This window comes from Microcoleus sp. B3-D7, from assembly GCF_036705305.1.
Taxonomy (GTDB): domain Bacteria; phylum Cyanobacteriota; class Cyanobacteriia; order Cyanobacteriales; family Microcoleaceae; genus Microcoleus.
Genome location: NZ_JAUBUE010000010.1, coordinates 126,260 through 147,954, shown reverse-complemented (window position 1 = coordinate 147,954; position 21,695 = coordinate 126,260). Strand labels below are relative to the sequence as shown.

At 46.1% G+C, this 21,695-nt stretch carries 17 protein-coding genes; 9 read left to right on the top strand and 8 right to left on the bottom strand.

All coding sequences use genetic code 11. The features are described 5' to 3' along the window. Positions 1–35 precede the first annotated feature (35 nt). Positions 36–923: a calcium-binding protein gene (locus QUB25_RS10435; protein ID WP_333183184.1), complete on the bottom strand. Its 888-nt coding sequence runs from the start codon at positions 921–923 to the stop codon at positions 36–38. Positions 924–1,221: 298 nt separating this feature from the next. Here QUB25_RS10435 and QUB25_RS10430 point away from each other — a divergent pair, with 298 nt between their 5' ends. Further along, on the top strand, positions 1,222–4,992 hold the full coding sequence (locus QUB25_RS10430; protein WP_333183183.1) for a WD40 domain-containing protein: 3,771 nt from the start codon (positions 1,222–1,224) through the stop codon (positions 4,990–4,992). Between the two features lie 328 nt (positions 4,993–5,320). Here QUB25_RS10430 and QUB25_RS10425 read toward each other — a convergent pair whose 3' ends face one another. Continuing rightward, entirely contained in the window at positions 5,321–5,923 is a 603-nt protein-coding gene (locus QUB25_RS10425) for a 2OG-Fe(II) oxygenase (RefSeq protein ID WP_333183181.1), read from the bottom strand. 644 nt (positions 5,924–6,567) lie between these two features. Here QUB25_RS10425 and QUB25_RS10420 point away from each other — a divergent pair. Continuing rightward, positions 6,568–6,927 (top strand): group 1 truncated hemoglobin, encoded by a 360-nt coding sequence (locus tag QUB25_RS10420; protein ID WP_333183179.1) that lies wholly within the window; start codon positions 6,568–6,570, stop codon positions 6,925–6,927. 122 nt (positions 6,928–7,049) lie between these two features. Continuing rightward, a complete protein-coding gene (locus tag QUB25_RS10415) occupies positions 7,050–7,325 on the top strand; it encodes an ester cyclase (RefSeq protein WP_333183236.1) in 276 nt (91 codons plus the stop codon). Between the two features lie 225 nt (positions 7,326–7,550). On the opposite strand, the gene QUB25_RS10410 is transcribed toward QUB25_RS10415, so the two are convergent. Together QUB25_RS10410 and QUB25_RS10405 are read right to left on the bottom strand one after the other, a co-directional pair. Next, entirely contained in the window at positions 7,551–9,155 is a 1,605-nt protein-coding gene (locus QUB25_RS10410) for an alkaline phosphatase D family protein (RefSeq protein WP_333183177.1), read from the bottom strand. Positions 9,156–9,376: 221 nt separating this feature from the next. Further along, the gene (locus QUB25_RS10405) at positions 9,377–9,523 is read right to left on the bottom strand and encodes a hypothetical protein (RefSeq protein ID WP_333183176.1); all 147 of its coding nucleotides are present in this window, start codon (positions 9,521–9,523) and stop codon (positions 9,377–9,379) included. 292 nt (positions 9,524–9,815) lie between these two features. Between QUB25_RS10405 and QUB25_RS10400 the strand changes: the two genes are divergently transcribed. The 3 genes from QUB25_RS10400 (at position 9,816) to QUB25_RS10390 (ending at position 15,541) form a co-directional block, all read left to right on the top strand. Further along, positions 9,816–12,152, top strand: coding sequence for a glycoside hydrolase family 31 protein (locus tag QUB25_RS10400; protein WP_333183174.1), 2,337 nt, complete (start codon positions 9,816–9,818; stop codon positions 12,150–12,152). Between the two features lie 319 nt (positions 12,153–12,471). Further along, a complete protein-coding gene (locus QUB25_RS10395) occupies positions 12,472–14,337 on the top strand; it encodes an ABC transporter ATP-binding protein (protein WP_333183172.1) in 1,866 nt (621 codons plus the stop codon). 607 nt (positions 14,338–14,944) lie between these two features. After that, positions 14,945–15,541, top strand: coding sequence for a Uma2 family endonuclease (locus QUB25_RS10390; protein ID WP_333183170.1), 597 nt, complete (start codon positions 14,945–14,947; stop codon positions 15,539–15,541). Positions 15,542–15,670: 129 nt separating this feature from the next. On the opposite strand, the gene QUB25_RS10385 is transcribed toward QUB25_RS10390, so the two are convergent. After that, positions 15,671–16,093, bottom strand: coding sequence for a hypothetical protein (locus QUB25_RS10385; protein WP_333068923.1), 423 nt, complete (start codon positions 16,091–16,093; stop codon positions 15,671–15,673). A 293-nt stretch (positions 16,094–16,386) separates the two neighbouring features. Here QUB25_RS10385 and gnd point away from each other — a divergent pair, with 293 nt between their 5' ends. Further along, entirely contained in the window at positions 16,387–17,841 is a 1,455-nt protein-coding gene (gene gnd / locus QUB25_RS10380; RefSeq protein WP_333183168.1) for a decarboxylating NADP(+)-dependent phosphogluconate dehydrogenase, read from the top strand. Positions 17,842–17,901: 60 nt separating this feature from the next. Here the strand turns inward: gnd and QUB25_RS10375 are convergent, their stop codons facing one another. Then, positions 17,902–19,386: an alpha-amylase gene (locus tag QUB25_RS10375; RefSeq protein ID WP_333183166.1), complete on the bottom strand. Its 1,485-nt coding sequence runs from the start codon at positions 19,384–19,386 to the stop codon at positions 17,902–17,904. 346 nt (positions 19,387–19,732) lie between these two features. Between QUB25_RS10375 and QUB25_RS10370 the strand changes: the two genes are divergently transcribed. Together QUB25_RS10370 and arfB are read left to right on the top strand one after the other, a co-directional pair. Then, positions 19,733–20,203 carry a restriction endonuclease gene (locus QUB25_RS10370; protein ID WP_333183164.1) on the top strand — a complete coding sequence of 157 codons (471 nt, stop codon included), beginning with the start codon at positions 19,733–19,735 and terminating at the stop codon, positions 20,201–20,203. A 72-nt stretch (positions 20,204–20,275) separates the two neighbouring features. Beyond that, positions 20,276–20,689, top strand: coding sequence for an alternative ribosome rescue aminoacyl-tRNA hydrolase ArfB (arfB, locus tag QUB25_RS10365; protein ID WP_333183163.1), 414 nt, complete (start codon positions 20,276–20,278; stop codon positions 20,687–20,689). A gap of 111 nt (positions 20,690–20,800) precedes the next feature. On the opposite strand, the gene QUB25_RS10360 is transcribed toward arfB, so the two are convergent. After that, on the bottom strand, positions 20,801–21,082 hold the full coding sequence (locus tag QUB25_RS10360; protein WP_333183161.1) for a helix-turn-helix transcriptional regulator: 282 nt from the start codon (positions 21,080–21,082) through the stop codon (positions 20,801–20,803). A 309-nt stretch (positions 21,083–21,391) separates the two neighbouring features. Further along, on the bottom strand, positions 21,392–21,664 hold the full coding sequence (locus QUB25_RS10355) for a helix-turn-helix transcriptional regulator (protein WP_333038829.1): 273 nt from the start codon (positions 21,662–21,664) through the stop codon (positions 21,392–21,394). Positions 21,665–21,695 lie beyond the last annotated feature (31 nt).

Below are 21,695 nucleotides of genomic sequence, written 5' to 3'. Positions count from 1 at the left end.
CGAAGCGGAGTGTGTGCAGCGCCCTACAGATAGAATTACACAAAAGAGAGGGTTAAATCCGCAGTCATTGTGTCCGAAACTACGGCAATCATGTCACCTTGATAAAATATTTTTGTGTCTTTCAGAGAGTCATTGCCGTAATTGTAGTATCCCGATACAAATTCGTAGTCTTGCTTTTGACCGACCATCAAAATTGCATCTCCATCTGCTTTCTTAAAGTCCTGAATAATTGCATACGCGTGCTCGCCTAAGCCATCTAAGTAAGGAACTTCAAACTCTGGGCCGTCGATAACTAGCGAGAATGTATCGGCTCCGGAACCGCCAATTAATGTATCGACTTCATAATAATCGTATCCGTCACCATTGGCGTGACCAACAAGAAAATCGTTGCCGCTATTGCCTTCTAGCCAATCGGAATCGCCACCGCCATAGACTTTATCATTGCCAGTACCCCCAAATAGGAAGTCGTCACTGTCAAGGCCTTTGAGTGTATCTGCACCGCCACCGCCAAAGATGTCATCCTCCGTGTAATGCTTTCCTACTAGGTAGTCATTTCCTGGTGTTCCCGTTATGTTGTCATTGGGTAAGCCACTGATTTTATCGATGCGGCCGAATAAGCTGTTAGTAGAGTTGCTATCTGCGGCGATTACTTCACGTATTTCTACCATTGGATTACCATCGTCTTCTGTCCGGGGAACATCGGTGAAGTCTTCAATAAAAGGGGATTTATTGGGATTCGGATCGCCATCGGGGTCTGTCCGGGGAACATCGGTAAAGTCTTCAATCAAACCGAATTTATTAGGCTTAGGATTCGGATTATCTGAATCAGGGTCTTCAGTCCGGGGAACGTCGGTCAAGTCTTCAATTAAACCGAATCTCAGGGGAGAAATGTTAGCGTCGGCGATCGTTCTAAGTTCTGTCATGGTATTAATCCTATTTATGAGTGTATTCTGAGTTTGTCAAAGCGCTAAGTGTTTGTATTTGTTTGCTGCACCTTTCGCTTTCTGTTATCAGTGTCTTCGTAAAACTATTGAACTGCAATGGTGATAAAATCAGGTATTATAGGAACTGATAAAGAGCTTCGCACTCGGAATTTATCGGAAAAAATCAGGTGCAGCCTGACAAAGCATCATCAAAATCAGCAAAAATCAGGTTTTTTGGTAAATCTCTACATAGTCAGGTTTGCGATCGTACAATCAAATCTAGATTTTGGTGCAGGCAATGATGAAAGAATCTCCAGTTAGTTATGAATATCAGATTGGCGGGAGTCTCCCCGCAGATGCGTCGAGTTACGTGACGCGACAAGCAGACTTGGACTTTTACGAAAGTTTGAAAGCGGGTGAGTTTTGTTACGTTTTGAATTCGCGGCAAATGGGCAAATCTAGTTTGCGGGTGCGGGCGATGCAAAAATTGCAAGCTGAAGGTACTGTGTGCGCTTTTATCGATTTAACTGGGATTGGCAAGGAAGATGTAACTCCCGAAAAGTGGTATGCAGGCATTGTCAATTCTTTGGTCAGTAGCTGTCAGCTAAGTAATAAAATTAATTGGCGGAATTGGTGGCGCGAACGCCGGGACTTGTTATCTCCCGTCCAGCGGTTTAGTTTGTTTATCGAAGAAGTTATTTTAGTTGAAATTTCCCAAAATATAGTTATTTTTATTGACGAGATCGATCGAGTATTGAGCATGAATTTTTCGGCTGATGAGTTTTTTGCTCTGATTCGCTGGTTTTACAATCAAAGAGTTGACAATCCTCTGTATAGGCGTTTGACTTTTGCGCTGTTGGGGGTGGCGACGCCTTCGGATTTGATTGCTGATAAAACTCAAACTCCTTTTAATATTGGTAAGGCGATCAATTTACGCGGTTTTCAGATTGATGAAGTGCAGCCTTTAATAGATGGTTGGCAGGGGCAAGTTGCCAATCCTGAAAGTGCGATCGCAGATATTTTGGATTGGACGGGGGGACAACCTTTTTTGACCCAAAAGCTGTGCAAGTTAATGCTGGAAAAGGAGTTGAAGAAAGTTAACTGCAGAGACGCAGAGGGCGCTGAGAAAGACAGGCAGGATGCCTGTTCGATCCCCACTGACGGGCAGGATGCCTGTTCCACACAGGAGGACGGAGTTGAGAGGTTGGTGAAGTTGCGGATTGTGGAGAATTGGGAGTCTCAGGATGAGCCTGAACATTTGAAAACTATTCGCGATCGCCTTTTGAGAAATCAGCAAAAAGCGGGGCAGTTATTGGGGCTTTACCAGCAGGTTTTGCAATCCGCGAACCCCCCCCAGCCACCCCTTAGCAAGGGGGGGCTAAATGCTGCTACTTCACCCCTGGGAAAGCAAGAAATAGCCACTCTTGCTCCTCCCCTTAGCAAGGGGGGGCTGGGGGGGGTTCTTGCTGATGGCAGTCCCGAACAAACGGAATTGCGACTGTCAGGTTTAGTGGTGCAACAGCACGGAAAATTAAAAGTTTATAACCGAATCTATGCCGAAGTTTTCAATCTTGAATGGGTGGAAAAACAGTTAGGAAAGCTGCGACCTTATTCGGAAAATTTTAATGCTTGGAAGGCTGCCAATTTTGAGGATAATTCGCGGCTGCTGCGGGGTCAGGCGCTGCAAGAAGCTTTGGAATGGGCAAAATATCAAAGTTTAAGCCATCTGGATTACCGCTTTTTAGCGGCGGCTCAGGATTTGGAAAAGCGAGAAGTTGAATTGGCTTTTGCACTGCAAGCTGAGGAAAGTCAAATATTGGCACAAGCTAATGAAACTTTAAGTCTGGCTCAGCATCAAGCTAAAACAGAGTTAATGTTAGCTAAAAAACAAGCTAGAAAAATAATTGCGATCGGCTCAACAATTTTAGGGATATCTTTAGCAGCAGCTATCGGCGTACAATTGCAAGTAATTAAAGCCGATCGAGAACTCGCAGAAACTAAAATAGTCCTCGAAAGCTTGTCGTCAAAGACAACTTTAGCCTCAAACCCTTTTCCAGCACTGATCGAAGCACTGCAAGCAGCACATAAACTTAAAAAATTAGAGGCATTCAGTCCGGCAAAATCCGAAACTAAGATGCAAGTATCGATCGCCCTCCAACAAGCAATTTACAGCATCCGAGAGCGCGATCAACTCCTGGGCCACCAAGCTGTCCTCAGAAACGTCGTTTTCTCGCCCGATGGCAAAATCCTCGCATCCGCTAGCGAAGACGATACCGTCAAACTCTGGAACCCAGACGGCATCTTACTCAGAACCCTCACCGGACACCGCGACAACATTTGGACTGTCAGTTTCTCACCTGACGGCAAGACGATCGCATCTGCTAGTGACGATGCTACTATCAAACTCTGGAACATTGAAAACGGCACACAAATTAGAACCCTTACGGGGCATAGGGGCTGGGTGAGAGGAGTCAGTTTTGCTCCCGACGGATTGGCGATCGCATCTTCGGGTTCCGACGGCACTGTCAAACTCTGGAATCCAGCAGACGGCACTTTGCTCCAAACCTTTACTGGGCATAGGGGCTGGGCAACAAGCGTCACTTTTTCGCCCGACGGGTTAGCGATCGCATCTTCGGGTAGCGATCGCACTGTCAAACTCTGGAATCCTGTAGACGGAACGGAAATCGCAACGCTGAGGGGCCATACCAATGCTGTCAGAAGTGTCAGTTTCTCCGACGACGGCAAAACCCTAGCATCTTCGGGTGAAGACGGTTTAGTCAAGCTGTGGGATGTCCAAAACCTGACTCTCCTCAAAACCCTGCAAGCCCACACCAGGCAAGTCTGGAACGTCAAATTCAGTCCCAGAGACAGCCGCAGCCAAACTCTGGCTACGGCTAGCGAAGACGGCACCGTCAAATTGTGGAATTTGTCGCAGTTAGGAGACATCGAGCCACAAACGCTCAAAGGACACACCGGCAGGGTTGCCAGCCTTAGTTTCAGTCCCGACGGCCGCACTTTGGCAACGGCAGGTACCGATCGCACGGTACGACTCTGGAACCTCACCGGCATCGAACCGAAAGTGCTTGAAAGCCACCGCCGTCAGGTTTTCAGTGCGAGTTTCTCGCCCGACGGCAAAACTGTTGCCTCCGGTAGCAACGATCGCACTGTTAAATTGTGGAATGCACAAAACGGCAGCGAAATCAAAACTTTTCTAGGACATCGAGGTGCCGTCACCAGCGTCATTTTCGCCCCTGACGGCAAAATTTTAGCATCTGCAGGAAGCGATAAAACTATTAAATTGTGGAACCTAGAAACCGGCACCGAAATCAAAACTCTTTCAGGACATCAGAGGGGAATTGATAGCGTTGTTTTCAGTCCCGACGGTAAAATCTTAGCATCAGCCGGAGTCGATAAAACTGTTAAATTGTGGCATCTAGAAAGCGGTACTCAAATCAAAACCTTCACAGGACATCTCGAAAGAGTTAGAAGTGTCACATTCAGTCCCGATGGCAAAACTTTAGCATCCGCAGGAAACGATCGCGCGATCTATTTCTGGGATTTAAAGAATTTAGAATCTACTCCAAGAAGGATTCTGAGAGCGCATAACAGCCGAATTACCAACCTCCGTTTCAGTCCCGACGGCAAAATCTTAGCATCCGCTTGCGATGACAGCACAATTAAATTGTGGAATGCAGAAACAGGCACCGAACTCAAAACGATCAAAGGACACGGAACTTGGGTAAAAAGCATTAGTTTCAGTCCCGACGGCAAAACGATCGCATCTGCAAGTTTCGATCACACAATTAAATTGTGGAATGTAGCAGACGGCCAAACGGGATCGGAGGTGCTGCCCCTACAAACTTTTGAGGGACATAGCGATCGAGTTAATGACGTTAACATCAGTCCCGACGGCAAAACTCTTGTTTCTGCCAGCGATGATTCTACTTTAAGGATCTGGAATTTGAAACTTGATTTAGATAATTTAATGAAACTGAGTTGCCAATGGCTGAGCAATTATATTGCTAATCATCCCGAAGAAAAAGCGCTCCCCGAAATCTGCAATCCTTAAAAAACAGGATTTACACAACTGGCACTTTAAACAAAGGTATGTTGTTGCGCTTCAGCGCTCTTTCATATCCTAAGAGCGCTGAAGCGCAATAACATACCTAAAAGTCTTGTGACAGTTGCGTAAGTCTTGAGATTAAAGATTTGGCAACGACTAATGAACTAAGGGTTTGGTTCAGGTGCCTACAGTGGCCTTCTTTTTTTACGGGTATAAACAAGCGCCCAACATAGAGCTGGGTATTTAAGTTTGTTTTGTAGGTAGCCTGACAGTAATTCCTGCTTAGGGAGACATTTTGATTGTCAAAAAAGCTGTTTTTTTTAGATAATAAACCTTACTTGCTTTTGGCTTTCACGGCCCTAGATTCCACGGTGAATCTTGGAATATCTTGCAATTCTGTTTCGCTCAAACTGTACTGTTCGCAAACCAAACTCAAACGAGTTCCGGTACTTTTAACAGCGTTGACAGAGTGAGTCAAATCTCCTTGAAAATAAATTAGCGAGTTGGCTTGCGGCTTAATCTGCCCGACTTGCTGTTTGTTGCGCCGCAGTATCAACTCTCCCCCTTGCAAGTTCGGCGGTACTTGTACGTACAAAACGCTGACGGCTGCGGGAGGTTCAACTGTTTTGCAGTACGATCGCAATGATCGATCGATATGCGGATCGACGCGGGAACCTTCACCCAGCAACAAAGGGTTGAGGTAAAAAGCATTGCATTCAGGCTGTAATGCTTGGTCTAGATAGGGTTTGAATAAAGGGAACCGCCGTTCTACTTCGGCGATTTCCGCACGTTGAAACACTACGGAAAACCCTTTTGTGCCAATGAAATCGCGATTGAGGTTGTTGATTGCTAGATAAGGGGAGGCTAGAATTGCTCCTCGCAAGTCGTTGAGGTAGTCGAGCGAGAAAGCGTTAGGATGTTGGCTATAGTATTTCAAGGCACTCAAAAATCATCAAAGTTTAAGGAAACAGCAGATAGAAATGCAGCAATCGCTCAGATTTGGGATTGCTTGGTTCCTGGCGGAGGACATAATAATCTTATTTTCAGTCCGCGTACTTAAGTCAAAGGTTTTTTTTAACTGCGGGCGATCGCCCGGAAGTGTCGAAACCGACTAGCAACGGCAGAATATCAGTATACAGGCGATCGTTGTGGTGATTCGATTATATTGCCAATTTCATTATACATGATGCCGCTCAGCAGCCGAGCGCCCATTTATTTTAACTTGTGGAATTGCAGGGGCGGGCCTAATTTCCGCGATCGCATCCGGCCTCTGTTTTCTCACTAATTTCATGAGTTTGCTAGCTGGAGAACAGATGCGTGTTGGGCTTTTTTCGCAAACATCTTGCTAAAACAAGCAACCCGTGCATTAGGTCAAAATGCTGGGAGGGCGATCGACTATATCTAACTGGCAATAGAACGTTAATAAAGTTTACAAATAGAAGGCGATCTCAAAAATACCACCAGTCGCAACAGTTACTAAGTAATTATTTCAGATTAAATTAATATTTCACAGGGTGAAAACAGCAAAGCTGCCAGCTAACATTAAAGAGTAAGTGAAAAAAAACAACTCGCTGAAACGATATGGCAACAACATTGTACGAGAAAATGGGTGGAGAGTCAGCCATTAAAGAGATGGTGGATGATTTTTACCGCGATGTTTTGGCTGACGAGATAGTGAGCCATTTCTTCGATCATACAGATATGGAAAAGCAGCGCCGCCATCAAACTGCTTTTATCTCTTATGCCCTCGGCGGCCCCAAGCAATACTCAGGCCGTTCAATGGAGAAAGCACACGAAGGTTTGAATTTACAGCCAGAACACTTTGATGCAATTGTGAAGCATTTGACCGATGCAATAATTGCTCACGGCGCCTCCCAAGAGGATCTCGATGCAGCGCTAGCTAAGATCGCAACTTTGAAAGAGGCGGTTTTGTACAAGTAATATCTACAGTCCCGAACGCATGGGTACCTTCATAACCGAGTTTTTTATCCGAAAATACTGCATAAAGATTTTTAATCGCCGTAAAAAACTAAGGTGGTGAAGGTATTGATGCGTAAGTTTTTATCTCATTCTTTCAGGCGTTTCCAGACAACTGCACCCATATGGAGAATCTGTTTGAAGACGGCGAGTGGGCGATTTTGGAGTGGAGTGGCACGGGTACATTTGTCGGCGAATTTGCTGGTTTTACTCCGACTGGCAAGAGTTATACTCTGCGCGGGTGCGGGTTCTTCCACGTTGTAGATAGTAAAATTCAATTTCAGCGTGGATACTTCGACAAATTAACGTGGTTCACTCAAATCGGTATACCAATTACTTCGGAAAGTGACGGAACAGCCTAACAATCCTGTTGCAGCTAAGGTGCAAAGTCTTTGCGCTTCGCTTAGATTCGATCGCCGCCCAAAAGGGTCGTTTGACTAGCATTGAAAATGTTATTTTCGATGGGTAAGTAGATATCGCTTTGAGTGCGTTACTACTCCCCGATCGATCGCAGATGATAGAACTTGATATTACTCCTACATTTTGTAATTTTGCCGATCGACTTGTCCAGCGCCCTTGAAGCTGTTTTAAACCTCCGGCGGCAAGTCCACGCTGTAGAGAATTTTGCCTTCAAGGTTGTGCAGCGCGACAGTCATCACCTGACTGTCGCCATTAATTTTAACCGTACCAAAGAACTGAAAACCTTTTGTAGGAGGTAGATTTTCTAATTCTCCCGGCGGCAAACTTTGGAACTTAACTAGGGGGCCAAAAGTATTGTCAAGCTTATTTGGTCCGTAAGTTCCAGCGTGAAGCGGCCCGGCAACAAACTCCCAAAACGGTTTAAAATCAGTGAATTGAGCTTGACCGGGATCGTAGTAGTGCGCGGCAGCATAATGCACGTCAGCGGTCAGCCAAACGACATTTTGGATATTGTTTTGCTGGATAAAGCGCAACAATTGGGCAAGTTCGAGTTCGCGTCCTAATGCAGGGCCATCTCCATTGGCGAGGTTCTCAAAGTTGCCGCTGTTTTTGCCATCTTCAATCACCAATCCGACTGGCATATCGCTAGCAATTACTTTCCACCTTGCCTTTGAATTCTGCAATTTTTTCTTTAACCAGCTAACTTGAGCATTACCCAAAAATGCTGTTTCTTCACTTGCTGCTGTCTGACGGTTGGCAGTGTTTATTCCTCGGTAGCTACGCATATCCAGCATAAAAATTTCCAGGGAAGAACCGTAATTGAACGAACGGTAAATCCGTTCTGGGTCGTTGGCATCGAAGCGGATCGGCGTATACTCCATAAATGCTTGCTTGCCTCGCGCTGCCAGTAAAGAACTGCTTTTGACTTTGTAGCGGTCATCGCTGATTAGCATCTCGCCGGGATACCAGTTGTTTGTAGTTTCGTGGTCATCCCACTGAACTAGCTGAGGTACTTCGGCGTTGAAGCGCCGGATGTTATTGTCTAGCAGGTTGTAGATGTAATTTCCGCGAAACTCTGTTAAGGTTTCAGCTACTTTTGACTTTTCTTCTGTTGTGATGTTTTTCCAGATGCTACCGTCGTCAAGTTTTACCTCAGATTTAATCGGATTATCTGCATAGATGTAATCGCCAGAATGAATGAAGAAGTCTGGCTTAAGCTGCCTGATAGTTTCATAGATTTTCATGCCGCCCCATTCAGAATTGATACCCCAACCCTGTCCGGCGGTGTCTCCCGACCAGGCAAAAAAGATGTCGCGCTTGCTGTTTGGAGGTGTGCGAAAACTCCCCGTAACGGGGACGCTGTAGATGTTTGGATCGGCTAAATTCTGGAAGCTAACTCGGTAGAATATTTGCCGGTGGGCTGGTAGGTCAATCAGGTTAATACGCGCCGTGTAATCGCTAGTTTCCAACGCTGCAGGTCCGATGATGCGCTGCACGTTGCCGAAGGACTCGGCGGTGTCATATTCGACTATCATCCGGGAGGAGCGATCGCACCGACTCCAAATCACCGCACTGTTGCCGGTAATATCACCGCTAGCAACACCGTAGGGAATGCTGGGGCGCATCCGATCCGAGGTGATAATTGCCGGTGCAGAAGATTGTGCTAATCCTGATTGCGATCGCAGGTTTGCGACAACAATACCGCTACCTGCAATTGCCGAACCGAGTAGAAAATGGCGGCGGCTGAGTTGGTCTTGTTTTTTACGTTTCATGGGTACCCTCATCTTTAAAAATACCGAGACTGTACTTGTGCTAATTTGTGATTACGCAACAATCAGCAAATTCACCGCTGTTCCTGAGACGCCCAGAACTGTGAAAAGGAAAACAACTCCCACAGACAAAGGCAGGTTTTCTATCAAGTTTTAGTGTACCCAAAATAAAGGTAGCAGGCGGTCGATGAAAAAGCAACCATCTAGACTACCAAAGCACGATATTAACCATGTGTCTTCGCTTTTTCCTCTGCTAGTGCTTTTGCTAAACCAGCAGCAGCTTCAAAAGAATCATATAAACCTTGACTAGCTATTTTGTTCTGAACATCCAATGGGATTAAACCTGATTCATTCCATAATTCGGCTACCACGAAATTTAGTAGCAACAGTTTATCGGAGTGAGATAACTATTTGAGGAGGGGTAAAATTTCGGTGAGAGGCATAAGTTAAAGGTTTAATAAGCTTAGGTTACATCTATTTGAGGTTCTTTAGCTCTCACCTGTACAATACTCCCAGGCGATCGGGTTAATCAGGCGGTGGATCGGACAGATTAGAGATATTGAGGTTTTGGTGCATGAGATCGATCGTTGTAGTTCAGCCTTTTGCCAGATGACAACCCTTAACTCATGAAAGCAAAATCGATAATATTTTCAGTCAGAGTCTATGCCACAATACTTCGGAAAACTCCAAATTACTGAACAGCCTTGGTCAACAATAGGCGCGGTAGAGTCCATAAAGAAAACCGATCGCACCCTTCACTTTAATTGCGGCGAAACTTCTCTAATCCTCAGCATCCTCGCGCCGAATTTAATCAGAGTGCGAATGTCCCCGACAGGTGAATTCAAAAGCAGATCGTACTCAATAACTGTCCCTGACGAAGAGTGGGAAATTATACCCTTTGAAGTGCGAGAAACAGACGAAAAAATAGAAATTGAAACATCACAAATAACGATTTCAGTCAAGCGCGATCGCGCTTCCATCGAATGCTTGGACAAATCGGGAAAACCCTTTGCTAGCGACTGCGATCCTAGTATGGGATGGCGCACCGGCGCAACCGCAGGCTGGAAACGCATCGAAGCAGACGAACACTTCTACGGTTTTGGCGAACGCACCGGCTTTCTCGACAAACTCTCCCAAGTCAAGACAAATTGGACAATAGACGCGCTTGACTACAATTCCCTCAGCGACGAAATGTACCAGGCGATCCCATTTTACATCGCCCTGAATCCCGATCGCGCTTACGGCCTCTTTTTCAACACTACATTTTGGAGCCAGTTCGACATCGGCGCCCAACAACCGGGGGTTTTGCGGATGGAAACCAGAGGCCCGGAACTCGATTACTACATCATTTACGGCCCGGAACCCGCCCAAATTCTCGCCACCTACACGCAGCTAACCGGCCGGATGCCGCTTCCGCCAAAATGGGCGCTGGGATACCACCAATGCCGCTGGAGCTACGACTCCGAGGACGTTGTGCGGGAGTTGGCGAAGGAATTTCGCGATCGGGCGATTCCCTGCGATGTCATCCACCTCGACATCGACTATATGAACGGCTACCGCGTTTTTACCTGGAGCCCGAAGCGTTTCCCCGATCCCGCGAAACTCCTCGCAGACTTGAAAGCAGCCGGTTTTAAGGTTGTCACGATTGTCGATCCCGGTGTCAAGTACGAACCGGAAGGAGATTATGAAGTATTCGATCAGGGTGTGGAAAATGACTATTTCGTCCGCACCGCAGAGGGAAGGCTATTCCACGGTTACGTTTGGCCCGAAAAAGCGGTGTTTCCAGACTTCCTGCGGCCAGAGGTGCGCCAGTGGTGGGGCGAATTGCACAAAAACCTTACAGATATGGGCGTTGCGGGGATTTGGAACGACATGAACGAACCTTCGATCGCAGAACGGCCTTTTGGCGACGGCCACCAACACATCTGGTTTCCGCTGGATGCACCGCAAGGCCCGGAATCCGAGGGCGCCACCCACGCGGAAACGCACAATTTGTATGGGTTGATGATGGCGAAAGCTTGTTCGGAAGGGTTGCAACAAGTGCGATCGGGCGAGCGATCTTTTGTGCTGACGCGATCGGGTTTTGCCGGCATTCAGCGTTACTCGTCGGTATGGATGGGCGACAATCTATCGCAGTGGGAATACTTAGAAATGTCGCTACCGATGCTTTGCAATATGGGGCTTTCCGGCGTGGCGTTTGTCGGTTGCGACATCGGGGGTTTTGCGGAGAATGCAACCGCTGAATTGTTCGCGCGGTGGATGCAGGTGGGAATGCTGTATCCCTTGATGCGCGGTCATTCGGCGATAAATACGGCCCAACACGAACCGTGGGTTTTTGGCGATCGCACTGAGAAGATTTGCCGCGAATACATGAATTTGCGCTATCAGTTGTTGCCTTATATTTACACGTTGTTTTGGGAAGCTGCGACGACGGGAACACCGATTTTGCGACCGTTACTATATCAATTTCCGCGCGATCGGGCAACTTATCACCTTTACGATCAAGTATTGCTCGGCCCGTCGCTGATGGCTGCACCCGTTTACCGCCCGGGAGTTGAACACCGCGCCGTGTATTTCCCGGAGGGGACTTGGTACGATTGGTGGACGGGCGAATGCTATCAGGGCCCGACGCACATTTTAGCTTATGCACCTTTGGAGAGAATGCCGCTTTACGTGCGGGGTGGGGGCATAATTGCGATGGAACCCGTGAGGCAATTTGTCAGCGAAGAACGGCTTGAGTCATTAAAAATGCGAATTTGGCCCGGAAGCGGTGAATGGACGCTTTATGAGGACGACGGACACAGTTTTGAACACGAACAAGGTGTCTGGGCTACGACTAATTACAAAGTGTATTTGGAAGGGGAAAAAATCATCGTTGAAATTGCCGCGCGCGAGGGTCAATTTTTGATATCAGAACGCGAAGTTATTGTGGAAGTTGTTGGCGTTGGCGAACAGCGATTTACAGATGACGGTACGGTGCGGCGTTTGACATTTGGATAATTTGATATTTGTCGCTTTCGCACTAACCCGCCGGGGGTTTTAACCCCCGTCTCACAGCTCAAGTCCACTGAAGTGGACTGAAGAAACACACTAGCAGACTTGATGTAAATCCTGTACATATTAAGCGGCACTCCTGTTTAAACGAAGCTAACCGACTCAAATTCTAAATATTAACGAACAGTCCTCTAAAGAGGACTTTAGCTATGAGGCAGGGATTAAAATCCCTGACGACCTAATTGTTAGTAAACTATATTACGTGGTAACTACTGTTATAATACAGCAGGAGGAGATGAATAAATAAAATTATTGCGATTGAATTATGCAACCCATCCAAATTACCACATTCCAAGCTCTGTGGCGCAGCCTGGGCCTGATAATCAGAGCCGCACCAATAGAACTCCGCAATTTAATAATACTCAACATCATCGGCGGTGCTGCCCCATCTGCCGTGCTTTTTTTAGATAAATTAATCATTGATGAAGTATCTAGGTTGCTATCGCAAAACCAAACAGCACAGCCCTTTGCTTTGATGCTTTCCCGACCAATATTGCTGTGGAGTATTGCCGGAGTCTTAAGTCTCAGGTTAGTCGGCGATGCCCTAGACACAATGGGTTCTTTTGTCTCGACATCTTTGCGCGATCGCGTTCAAGGCTTTGTCGAAGGAAAAGTCATCGAAAAAGTCGCCAATTTCGACGATATTGCCCTCTTTGAAAACCCCGAACTATTAAATATAGTAGAACTAGCCAAAACGGGAGTATTCAAAATACAGCAACTAGCCTTTACCATCAGCATGACAGTCACGGGAATTTTTATATTTATTCCATCGATAGGCCTTGCTGCTGCAATAGCTTGGTGGGTGCCAGTGCTGATGTTGATTTCATCCTGCCCCTCAATTTACATCCAAAGAAAATATAGCAAAATCATCTGGAGAGTTCAAAGAAAGCAAGCTAAAATAACTCGTGAAATGAACTTATCCGCTCGAGTCTTGACGGGGGAAGAATACGCTAAAGAATTGCGTTTGTTTGGGTTGCAGGAACTTTGGCTCAAACGCTGGCAGAGTCAGTTTTTGCAGTTTTTTAGCGAGATGCAGCAAATCCGAAAAAAAGGAGCAATTGTTTTACTTTTGTGGTCAGTCTTTAGTAGAGTAGGAGTAGCTTTGCCATTTGTTTATGTGGTAATTGGAGCTTTGGGTGGTCGCTATACTTTGGGAGATTTGGCGCTTTATTCGGGTTTGATTGTTCAGGTGGAGCAAAGTTTGCAATTACTTATAGGCAATTATGCTAATTTGTACGATATCTCTCTCGGTGTTAGTCCGATTTTTCAACTTTTGGAACTGAAACCAGAATTGCAGTCTCCGCTTGTGGATGTGGCATCTCGCCTGCCTAGTTTACCAGAAGGCGGGCAAGATTCCCCCCCCACAAAAGATAAAATTGGTATCGAGATTAAGGATTTATCTTTTTGCTATCCCGGTAGCAATAAAAGCACGGTTGAAGATATCAACTTAACGATTAATCCGGGTGAAATGCTAGTGCTTGTTGGTGAAAATGGCGCGGGTAAAACAACTCTTGGCAAACTCCTCGGTCGCCTGTACGACCCCACAAGTGGTACGATCGACTGGAACGGCAAAGATTTGCGAGCGTACTCTCTAGCATACGTGCGATCGCGCATCGCCGTAGTCATGCAAGATTACGCCCGTTTCCCCTCCACAGTCCGCGAAAACGTCGGTTTCGGCGACTTGCTTTCACTGTCGGATGACAGCGCAATTAACGAAGCTATTTCCGAAGCAGGAATTGCAGCTAAAGTCAACAGTTTAGAGCAAGGTTTAGAGACTCCCTTGGGGAAACAATTAGAAGACGGCATCGACTTATCGGGGGGACAGTGGCAAAGAATTGCGATCGCCCGCGCCTTAATGCGGCTTTCTACAGCCGAAGTGCTCATTTTTGACGAACCAACTGCCGCCCTCGACCCCAAGACAGAACACGAAATTTATAGCATCTTTCGCCAAATAGCCGCCGGGAAAACCACGATTGTCATCAGTCACAGGTTGGGATTGGCCAAAATTGCCGATCGTATCGCCGTCATGGAAAACGGTAAAATAGCAGAAATAGGAACTCACGACGAATTGATAGCATCAAACGGAATTTACTGCTCAATGTTCACCCGTCAAGCTAGTAGCTATATTTAGAGTGAAATCAACAGTCCGCCAGGGGTTAAAACCCCTGTCTCATAGCGGAAGTCGGTTGAAACCGACTGGGGAGATATTGCAATGCTTGTTCAAGAATGTGTCTTTCAGTCCTCTTTGAGAGGACTTTTGCTATGAGACGGGGGTTTCAACCCCCGGCGGACTTGCGGGTTAGCGTGGGGAATTTGGCGCGGGTGATTGTGATAAATTATCGCGGATTTGCGATCTAATTTCTCTCGTTAGGTGGCGAGAAACCGAGTTCCTGCGACAATTTTCAGTTGAGTACGAGAAATATCGGAAGAAACGCGGTTTCTGGGATGATTGTGCGAGATAGATTTATGATAGATTAATCTCATTTGTTTTGTGGCAAAGTCTCGATCCCCCCTAGCCCCCCTTTTTAAGGGGGGGACAAAAGTCAAATACAAATTCCCGCTTCTTGATGGGACAAAAGTTCGATTCAAAGTCCCCCTTCTTAAGGGGGATTTAGGGGGATCTAGGCTTCGAGGTAAAGCAGAGATACCTGTTTTACTGATGAATGCGATCTTTTTGAAAAAATTGTCATAAAGTGCGAGCTATAATAAAACCAACCTAGTTGGCGATAATATCAACGATGGAAACTATAACTCTCAACCTACCTGCCGCCGTCGCTTTAACCGACGAACAATTTTATCAATTGTCCATCGCTAATGAAGAGTGGCGATTAGAACAAACCCCCGAAGGAGAACTAATTATTATGCCTCCAACAGGCGGCGAAAGCGGCATCAGAAATTCCGATTTGACTACAGACCTAAATTTGTGGAATCGTCAGACTCGATTGGGAAAAGTCTTTGACTCTTCCACTGTCTTTCAATTACCCAACGGTGCCAAGCGTTCCCCTGATGTTTCTTGGGTACTCCTAGAACGTTGGGAAGCATTATCCGCAGAAGATAAGCGCAAATTTCCTCCCCTGTGCCCGGACTTTGTAATAGAATTGCGATCGCAAAGTGATTCCCTAGAAACATTGCGGGCTAAAATGCGGTATTATCGAACTAATGGCTGTCGCTTAGGTTGGCTAATTGACCCCCAAACGCCCTTAGTAGAAATCTATCGGTTGTCTGAAGATGTAGCAGAAGTGATTAATTTCTCTTTTGACCAACCGCCTACACTTTCTGGTGAAGATGTACTTCCCGGATTTCTTCTAGATATTACACCTATTCTCAATCCTTGAATCTAGATCCAGAACTGTCGCCCAAGTGGCGAGAAACCGGGTTTCTGCGACAATTTGGGTTGAGTACGAGAAATAAGGGAAGAAACCCGGTTTCTGAGATGAGCCTCCATCCACAAAAATGATGAGCAATTATCTCCCCGTCAACGTATCCGCATAAGGATCGGGCAAAGCTTGCTGCACCTCCAAAAGCGGCAAAGGATCTCCAGTTAACGGTTGGCTAATCAAATTTTTTTTTACCCCATCCCCCTTGCGATCGCGCTCTTGCAAATGCGATAATTCCTCTTGATAAACCGCAACAATCCGCGCCAAACTCGCCGCCAAATCATCCCAATTATCATCTCCCACCAACTTCTCAGAAATTCCCTCAAATAACTCTCCCGCTTGCCTTTTTTGAACATAAGCTTTCAAAAGCTTTCCCGACTTTTGCAAAACGGCCTGATAAATATCCCCATCAGACCACCACAGCCCCTGCTGACTCAGCAGCCAAGTCAAAATATACTCGCGAGCGTGTTGCTCCTTCACCCAGGCCGCGAGATACTGCAAATCTTCCATAGTTAAAACAGTCTCCTCAATAGTCCTCAAAATGTCCGCTTGTTTGTATCTACCGTTACCGCGATCGACATAATACCTGCCTTATCATCACCTGCCCGCGTCATTAATATCCCTTAAATCTTAAAAAAACCCTACTGATTTACCAAACAGCAATTCTGGGAATATAAAAATAAACTTAAACCTCCTAGGTCTATTGTCCAATACTTTTAGTCCACCGGAAAGCGGTACACCCCGCCTCGCTTTCCTCTCTCGCAAACCTATCATCAAGCGGGAACAACCAGCGGGTTATTAGCATGACAAAGCAAAATTTTGGTTTAATCGGTCTAGCAGTGATGGGCGAAAACCTAGCGCTCAACGTCGAAAGCAGAGGCTTCTCCGTGGCTGTATACAACCGCACAGCAGCCAAAACCGACGACTTCATGGCCCTACGCGCCCCCGGCAAGAACATTGTAGGCACCAAGACTCTGACAGAATTCGTCGATGCCCTAGAAACCCCGCGCCGAATCTTAGTCATGGTGCAAGCTGGGAAACCCGTAGATGCAGTCATCGACCAGCTCAAACCCATGCTGTCACCGGGCGACATGATTATTGACGGCGGCAACTCGCTCTACGACGACACCGAACGCCGCACCAAAGATTTAGAATCGATGGGGCTGGGATTTGTCGGCATGGGCATCAGCGGCGGCGAAGAAGGCGCGCTCAACGGTGCTAGCTTGATGCCCGGTGGCACCCGTACTGCTTACGGTCTACTAGAGCCAATTCTCACCAAAATTGCGGCTCAAGTAGATGACGGCCCCTGCGTTACATTCATCGGCCCCGGTGGCGCTGGTCACTACGTGAAGATGGTTCACAACGGCATTGAGTACGGCGATATGCAGCTCATTGCTGAAGCATACGATTTGCTCAAAAACGTTGGTGGATTGAACGGCCAGCAGTTGCAGGAAGTTTTTGCCGAATGGAATACCACAGACGAACTCAACTCGTTTTTGATTGAAATTACGGCTAACATTTTCAAGTACAACGACCCGGAAACTAAGCAACCCTTAGTTGAGGTAATTATGGACGCAGCCGGTCAAAAAGGCACTGGTCGCTGGACTGTAATGAGTGCTTTGGAATTGGGCGTGAGCATTCCCACAATTATCGCTGCTGTGAATGCGAGAATCATGTCTTCTTACAAAGACGAGCGCGTTAAAGCTTCCCAAGAACTGACCGGGCCTAGCGGCAAGTACGAAGGCGATACTAAAGAGTTTGTGAACAAAGTTCGGGATGCGCTTTACTGCTCGAAGATTTGCTCCTACGCGCAAGGCATGGCGCTGTTGAGCGCGGCCTCGAAGTCGTACAATTACGACTTGAGTTTGAGCGAAATTTCCCGAATTTGGAAAGGTGGCTGTATTATTCGGGCTGGCTTTTTGGACAAGATTAAAACAGCTTTCAAGGACGACCCCACGCTGCCGAATTTGCTGTTAGCGCCGGAGTTCAAACAGAGCATTCTCGATCGCCAATCGGCTTGGCGAGACGTGTTAGCTACTGCTTGCCAACTGGGGATTGCAGTGCCAGCATTTAGCGCCTCGCTGGACTATTTCGATAGCTACCGGCGCGAAAGATTGCCGCAAAACCTCACGCAAGCTCAGCGGGATTATTTTGGGGCTCACACCTACGAGCGCACCGACAAACCGCGCGGCGAATTCTTCCACTCTGAGTGGACGCAGACTGCTAAAGAATCGCTGCAAACCGGTACTACCGATTAATTAATTTTAGTAGGGTGCGTTTCGGCGCACCTTACAGATAGAACATGAGATTACTGCCAACTAATCTTTTTCCTGAACCCACACGGATACTGAACCGCTTTGACAGCGAAACTCGCCCCAACCCCACTCGTTAGTAGAAACAGGTTCCTTAATATGCCCTGTTAAGTCCACAAACTTAGCATGAGGTTTACCAACTTCCATCCACTTGGAACCCTCCGGGCCGTCACTCATAATTACTGCCATTGCCTGTGGATGTTTCCCATTGCCCAATCTCGTCCAGCCAATGGTATTCCAATGATCGAAATAGTCATATTGAGGGCCGTAGGCGAAGTGTTTGCGAGCATGGAGCAACTTGTCAATTAGCGATCGATGAGACGGCATAAAAATTTTATACCGATTGCCATCACGCCCCCAATCTTCATATTCTGCACCGTAATAATCGCCGTAGAAAACGCAGGGATAACCTTCTCTTCGCAATAGAATAATCGCATAAGCAAGAGGTTTAAACCACGGTTCTACCACAGATTCAAGTGCTTGCAGCGGTTGGGAGTCGTGGTTTTCGACAAAGGTTACTGCATGAGTCGGTTGCTGCTGCATCATTGTACCGTCTAAAATGCGCCGCATATCGTAGTTACCGCCCTGTTGGCTGGCGTAATGAAAGTTGTAATGCAGCGGCACATCAAAAACTGACATTTTGCCATTAACTGAACCGACATACCAGTGCAGGATATCGATATTTGGTGCCCAATACTCACCGACAACAAACAAATCTTTGCCGACATATCGCTCCATTTCATCCAACCATTCGGCAAAAAACCAAGACGATATGTGCTTGATGGCATCTAAACGGAAACCGTCGGCACCTGTTGTGTCGAGATACCACTTACCCCAGTGTGTAATTTCATCTCGTACCCATTGATCCTGGAAATCCAGATCGCACCCCATTAAATATGCAAAATTGCCATTTTCTAGGGCAACATAGTCATCAAATATTCTCCCATCTACCAAATAGACTGTGCCGCGATCGTCTTTATTGTATTCGTTGTAGTCTACTGCGTCAAAATGCCACCAGTGCCATTCAAATTGGGAATATTTACCTTTGCGTCCGGGAAAGTTAAAATGGGTGTAGCTTTTGATTTCTTGCAATCCACCTTTGGGATTTAGCCGATCGTGGTGAGGATAAGGAGTTGCCTTAAATATCTCTGCTGCATCTGCACCCATTTTGTGGTTGATAACTACATCGGCATAGACTTGGATATGAGATTTGTGCAGAGCTGCGATCGCATCCAAATATTGCTGCTTAGTACCATATTTGGTGCGAATTGAACTTTTTTGGTCGAATTCTCCCAAATCAAATAAGTCGTAAACCCCATATCCAACGTCGCTTTTCCCGCCACTTCCTTTGTAAGCTGGGGGCAGCCACAGTGCGGTAAAACCCGCATCTGCCAATTCTTTCGCCTGGTTTTTCACCTCATCCCACAGGGTTCCTCGATCGGGAATGTACCAGTGGAAATATTGCATCATCGTGCCGTTGATATCTGCCATTTTGCACCCTTGCTTTGAGATGATACTGACAATTTAAACCGATCTTAGGCTACAGCATTGCCCATTGTCACTGTATCCGCCGTAATTTTTGCTAAACCTACGGTTTGGGTGTGATTAAAGTTTTGTTACAGTTCTCAACTATAAAATCCCTTGACTCTCGCCTGACTCTTTGAACCATACTTGAACTTGAGTGGAGACAAAAAGCCCAAGTCTTAGATCGGGAATCTAAAAGAATCAGTAAGTAAGATCACAATGTGCTTGTGATCTTACTTGTGATCTTAGTAGATAACTATACTGAGCAAATCTGCTAACATCATAACTACTCATTTTAAAAAAATGTAATTATATGAAATCTTTTATTGGAAGAGCCGCTGCCGTTTTGGGTGTGATTGCGACATCGGTATTGGATACACTGAAAGAAGAAGAGGAAAACAAGCGTTTATTAGGCAGTGGTATTCTGGAAGTGGATGAAATGACGGGAAAAGAGTTTGAAAAATTTCTAGAGGTTCATTTTGTCAACTTTGGTTATACTGTTACTTTAACTCAAGATAGTCAAGATTATGGGGCGGATTTAATTTTATACAAAGATGGCTCCAAAACCGTGGTTCAAGCGAAAAGAAGCAAAAATCCAGTTGGGATTAAAGCAGTTCAAGAAGTAGCAGGAGCCGTCAGACATTACAAAGGAAATAAAGGAAGAGTAATTACGAACAACAGATTTACAGAAAATGCTTACAATCTTGCTAAGTCTAACGACGTAGAGTTATGGGATAGAAAAAAACTAATCGAATTCATCCTGCTAGCTAAAAATTGTAAATAACTTATATACTAAACTAAGTTATATATAAAAGATGCACTGCTTTCTCAGTATCTTTAATTTCACTTATTCATCATGTTACAAATTTCTAATACTGTGTTCATTCCTGATGGCGAAATCGAGATTAGTGCCATTCGCTCTCAAGGCGCGGGGGGGCAAAATGTAAATAAGGTGGCGAGTGCGATTCACTTGCGCTTTGATATCCCAGCTTCCTCATTGCCCGATCGCTACAAGGAGCGTTTGTTGCAAATCAACGACCAGCGCATCACCTCCGAAGGTGTGATTGTCATCAAAGCCCAGGAACACCGCAGCCAGGAACAAAACCGGGAGGAGGCTTTGAGACGGCTGCAAGAACTGATTAAAAGTGCGATCGTCATACCGAAAAGGCGCAAACCCAGCAAAGCAACTCGTAGTTCCCAGCGCAAGCGTCTCGACAGCAAAACCAAGCGAGGGCAGATTAAAGCTCTGAGAGGGAAAATTACGGATTGAGGGATGAAAGGTCGATCGGGCTTCTGAGTTTTTAGTTATAGCCTTAGTATTTTCCGGGCTTGGGTGCATGACTCAAGCGCCTTTCCCTAGACATTTCCGAACCCCTGCAGGTTAGTTGTCGTTAGGCGAGGGCGATCGACTTGGTAAGTCATCGGGAATTTTGGTTACGTCTAATCCTAAAACCTCAAACATAGTTTTTAGAGAAACCTGGTACAGGTTAGCCAGTGCAAGTATGTTTTCAGCGTTAGGTAGAGCCTTGCCTAATTCCCAGTCAGCTTGTCTTCGCTCGGAAATTCCGATTTTTTCTTTGACTTGAGGGCGTGTTAGTCCAGCTTGTTCTCTGAGTAGTCTCAATGGAGACTTCTCCTTTTCTTGTAAATCTTCTTCTATCATAGGACGAAATATTCATGATGCAAACGTCTTGACAAAAAGTCTGATAAGACGTAAACTTCATGTTGGTAGGAACAACAAAGGCAGCTCAGCGAGCCTAGTTTCGTCAAAATGCAGGTTTGAAGAACCGCCTTATTTGTAGTGTCTACCCATTATGCCTGCATAGCCAAGCGTTTTTTCGGGGGTTGGGCCCATACCTCAAGCCCCTTTTTTCTCAAGACCGAGGAGGTGATGCCATGTAAAAGGTCGATCGACCTCACAGCCCAGTTTAAAATTGTATCAAATATCAAGACCATGATTTAGCTCTGTTTGTTAGCTGTTCCTCGGCGGAACGTAATCATCAACAAGTCCTGAAACATCTAGCCCGATCGAGTGACAGAACTGTTTCAAGCTAATATTTAGGGCTGTACAGATGGCTATTGCAGTATCAACTCTGGGTTTTTGTTTTCTTTTTTCTATTGAATACAAAGTATCTTCAGAGACTTTCCCCGTCAGTTGCTGGCTAAGCTCTCGGCGACTCAAGCCCCTGTATTCTCTAATTTCTGCAAGGCTCATTTCGTATAAATCCCGTACTTCTTGATTCATGGTGCAGAATATTTCGTAGTTTACCCTTGAC

Coding starts and splice junctions, on each gene's coding strand:
- QUB25_RS10435 (WP_333183184.1), bottom strand. CDS start 923: ATGACAGAACTTAGAACGATCGCCGACGCTAACATTTCTCCCCTGAGA.
- QUB25_RS10430 (WP_333183183.1), top strand. CDS start 1,222: ATGATGAAAGAATCTCCAGTTAGTTATGAATATCAGATTGGCGGGAGT.
- QUB25_RS10420 (WP_333183179.1), top strand. CDS start 6,568: ATGGCAACAACATTGTACGAGAAAATGGGTGGAGAGTCAGCCATTAAA.
- QUB25_RS10410 (WP_333183177.1), bottom strand. CDS start 9,155: ATGAAACGTAAAAAACAAGACCAACTCAGCCGCCGCCATTTTCTACTC.
- QUB25_RS10400 (WP_333183174.1), top strand. CDS start 9,816: ATGCCACAATACTTCGGAAAACTCCAAATTACTGAACAGCCTTGGTCA.
- QUB25_RS10395 (WP_333183172.1), top strand. CDS start 12,472: ATGCAACCCATCCAAATTACCACATTCCAAGCTCTGTGGCGCAGCCTG.
- QUB25_RS10390 (WP_333183170.1), top strand. CDS start 14,945: ATGGAAACTATAACTCTCAACCTACCTGCCGCCGTCGCTTTAACCGAC.
- QUB25_RS10385 (WP_333068923.1), bottom strand. CDS start 16,093: ATGGAAGATTTGCAGTATCTCGCGGCCTGGGTGAAGGAGCAACACGCT.
- gnd (WP_333183168.1), top strand. CDS start 16,387: ATGACAAAGCAAAATTTTGGTTTAATCGGTCTAGCAGTGATGGGCGAA.
- QUB25_RS10375 (WP_333183166.1), bottom strand. CDS start 19,386: ATGGCAGATATCAACGGCACGATGATGCAATATTTCCACTGGTACATT.
- QUB25_RS10370 (WP_333183164.1), top strand. CDS start 19,733: ATGAAATCTTTTATTGGAAGAGCCGCTGCCGTTTTGGGTGTGATTGCG.
- arfB (WP_333183163.1), top strand. CDS start 20,276: ATGTTACAAATTTCTAATACTGTGTTCATTCCTGATGGCGAAATCGAG.
- QUB25_RS10360 (WP_333183161.1), bottom strand. CDS start 21,082: ATGATAGAAGAAGATTTACAAGAAAAGGAGAAGTCTCCATTGAGACTA.
- QUB25_RS10355 (WP_333038829.1), bottom strand. CDS start 21,664: ATGAATCAAGAAGTACGGGATTTATACGAAATGAGCCTTGCAGAAATT.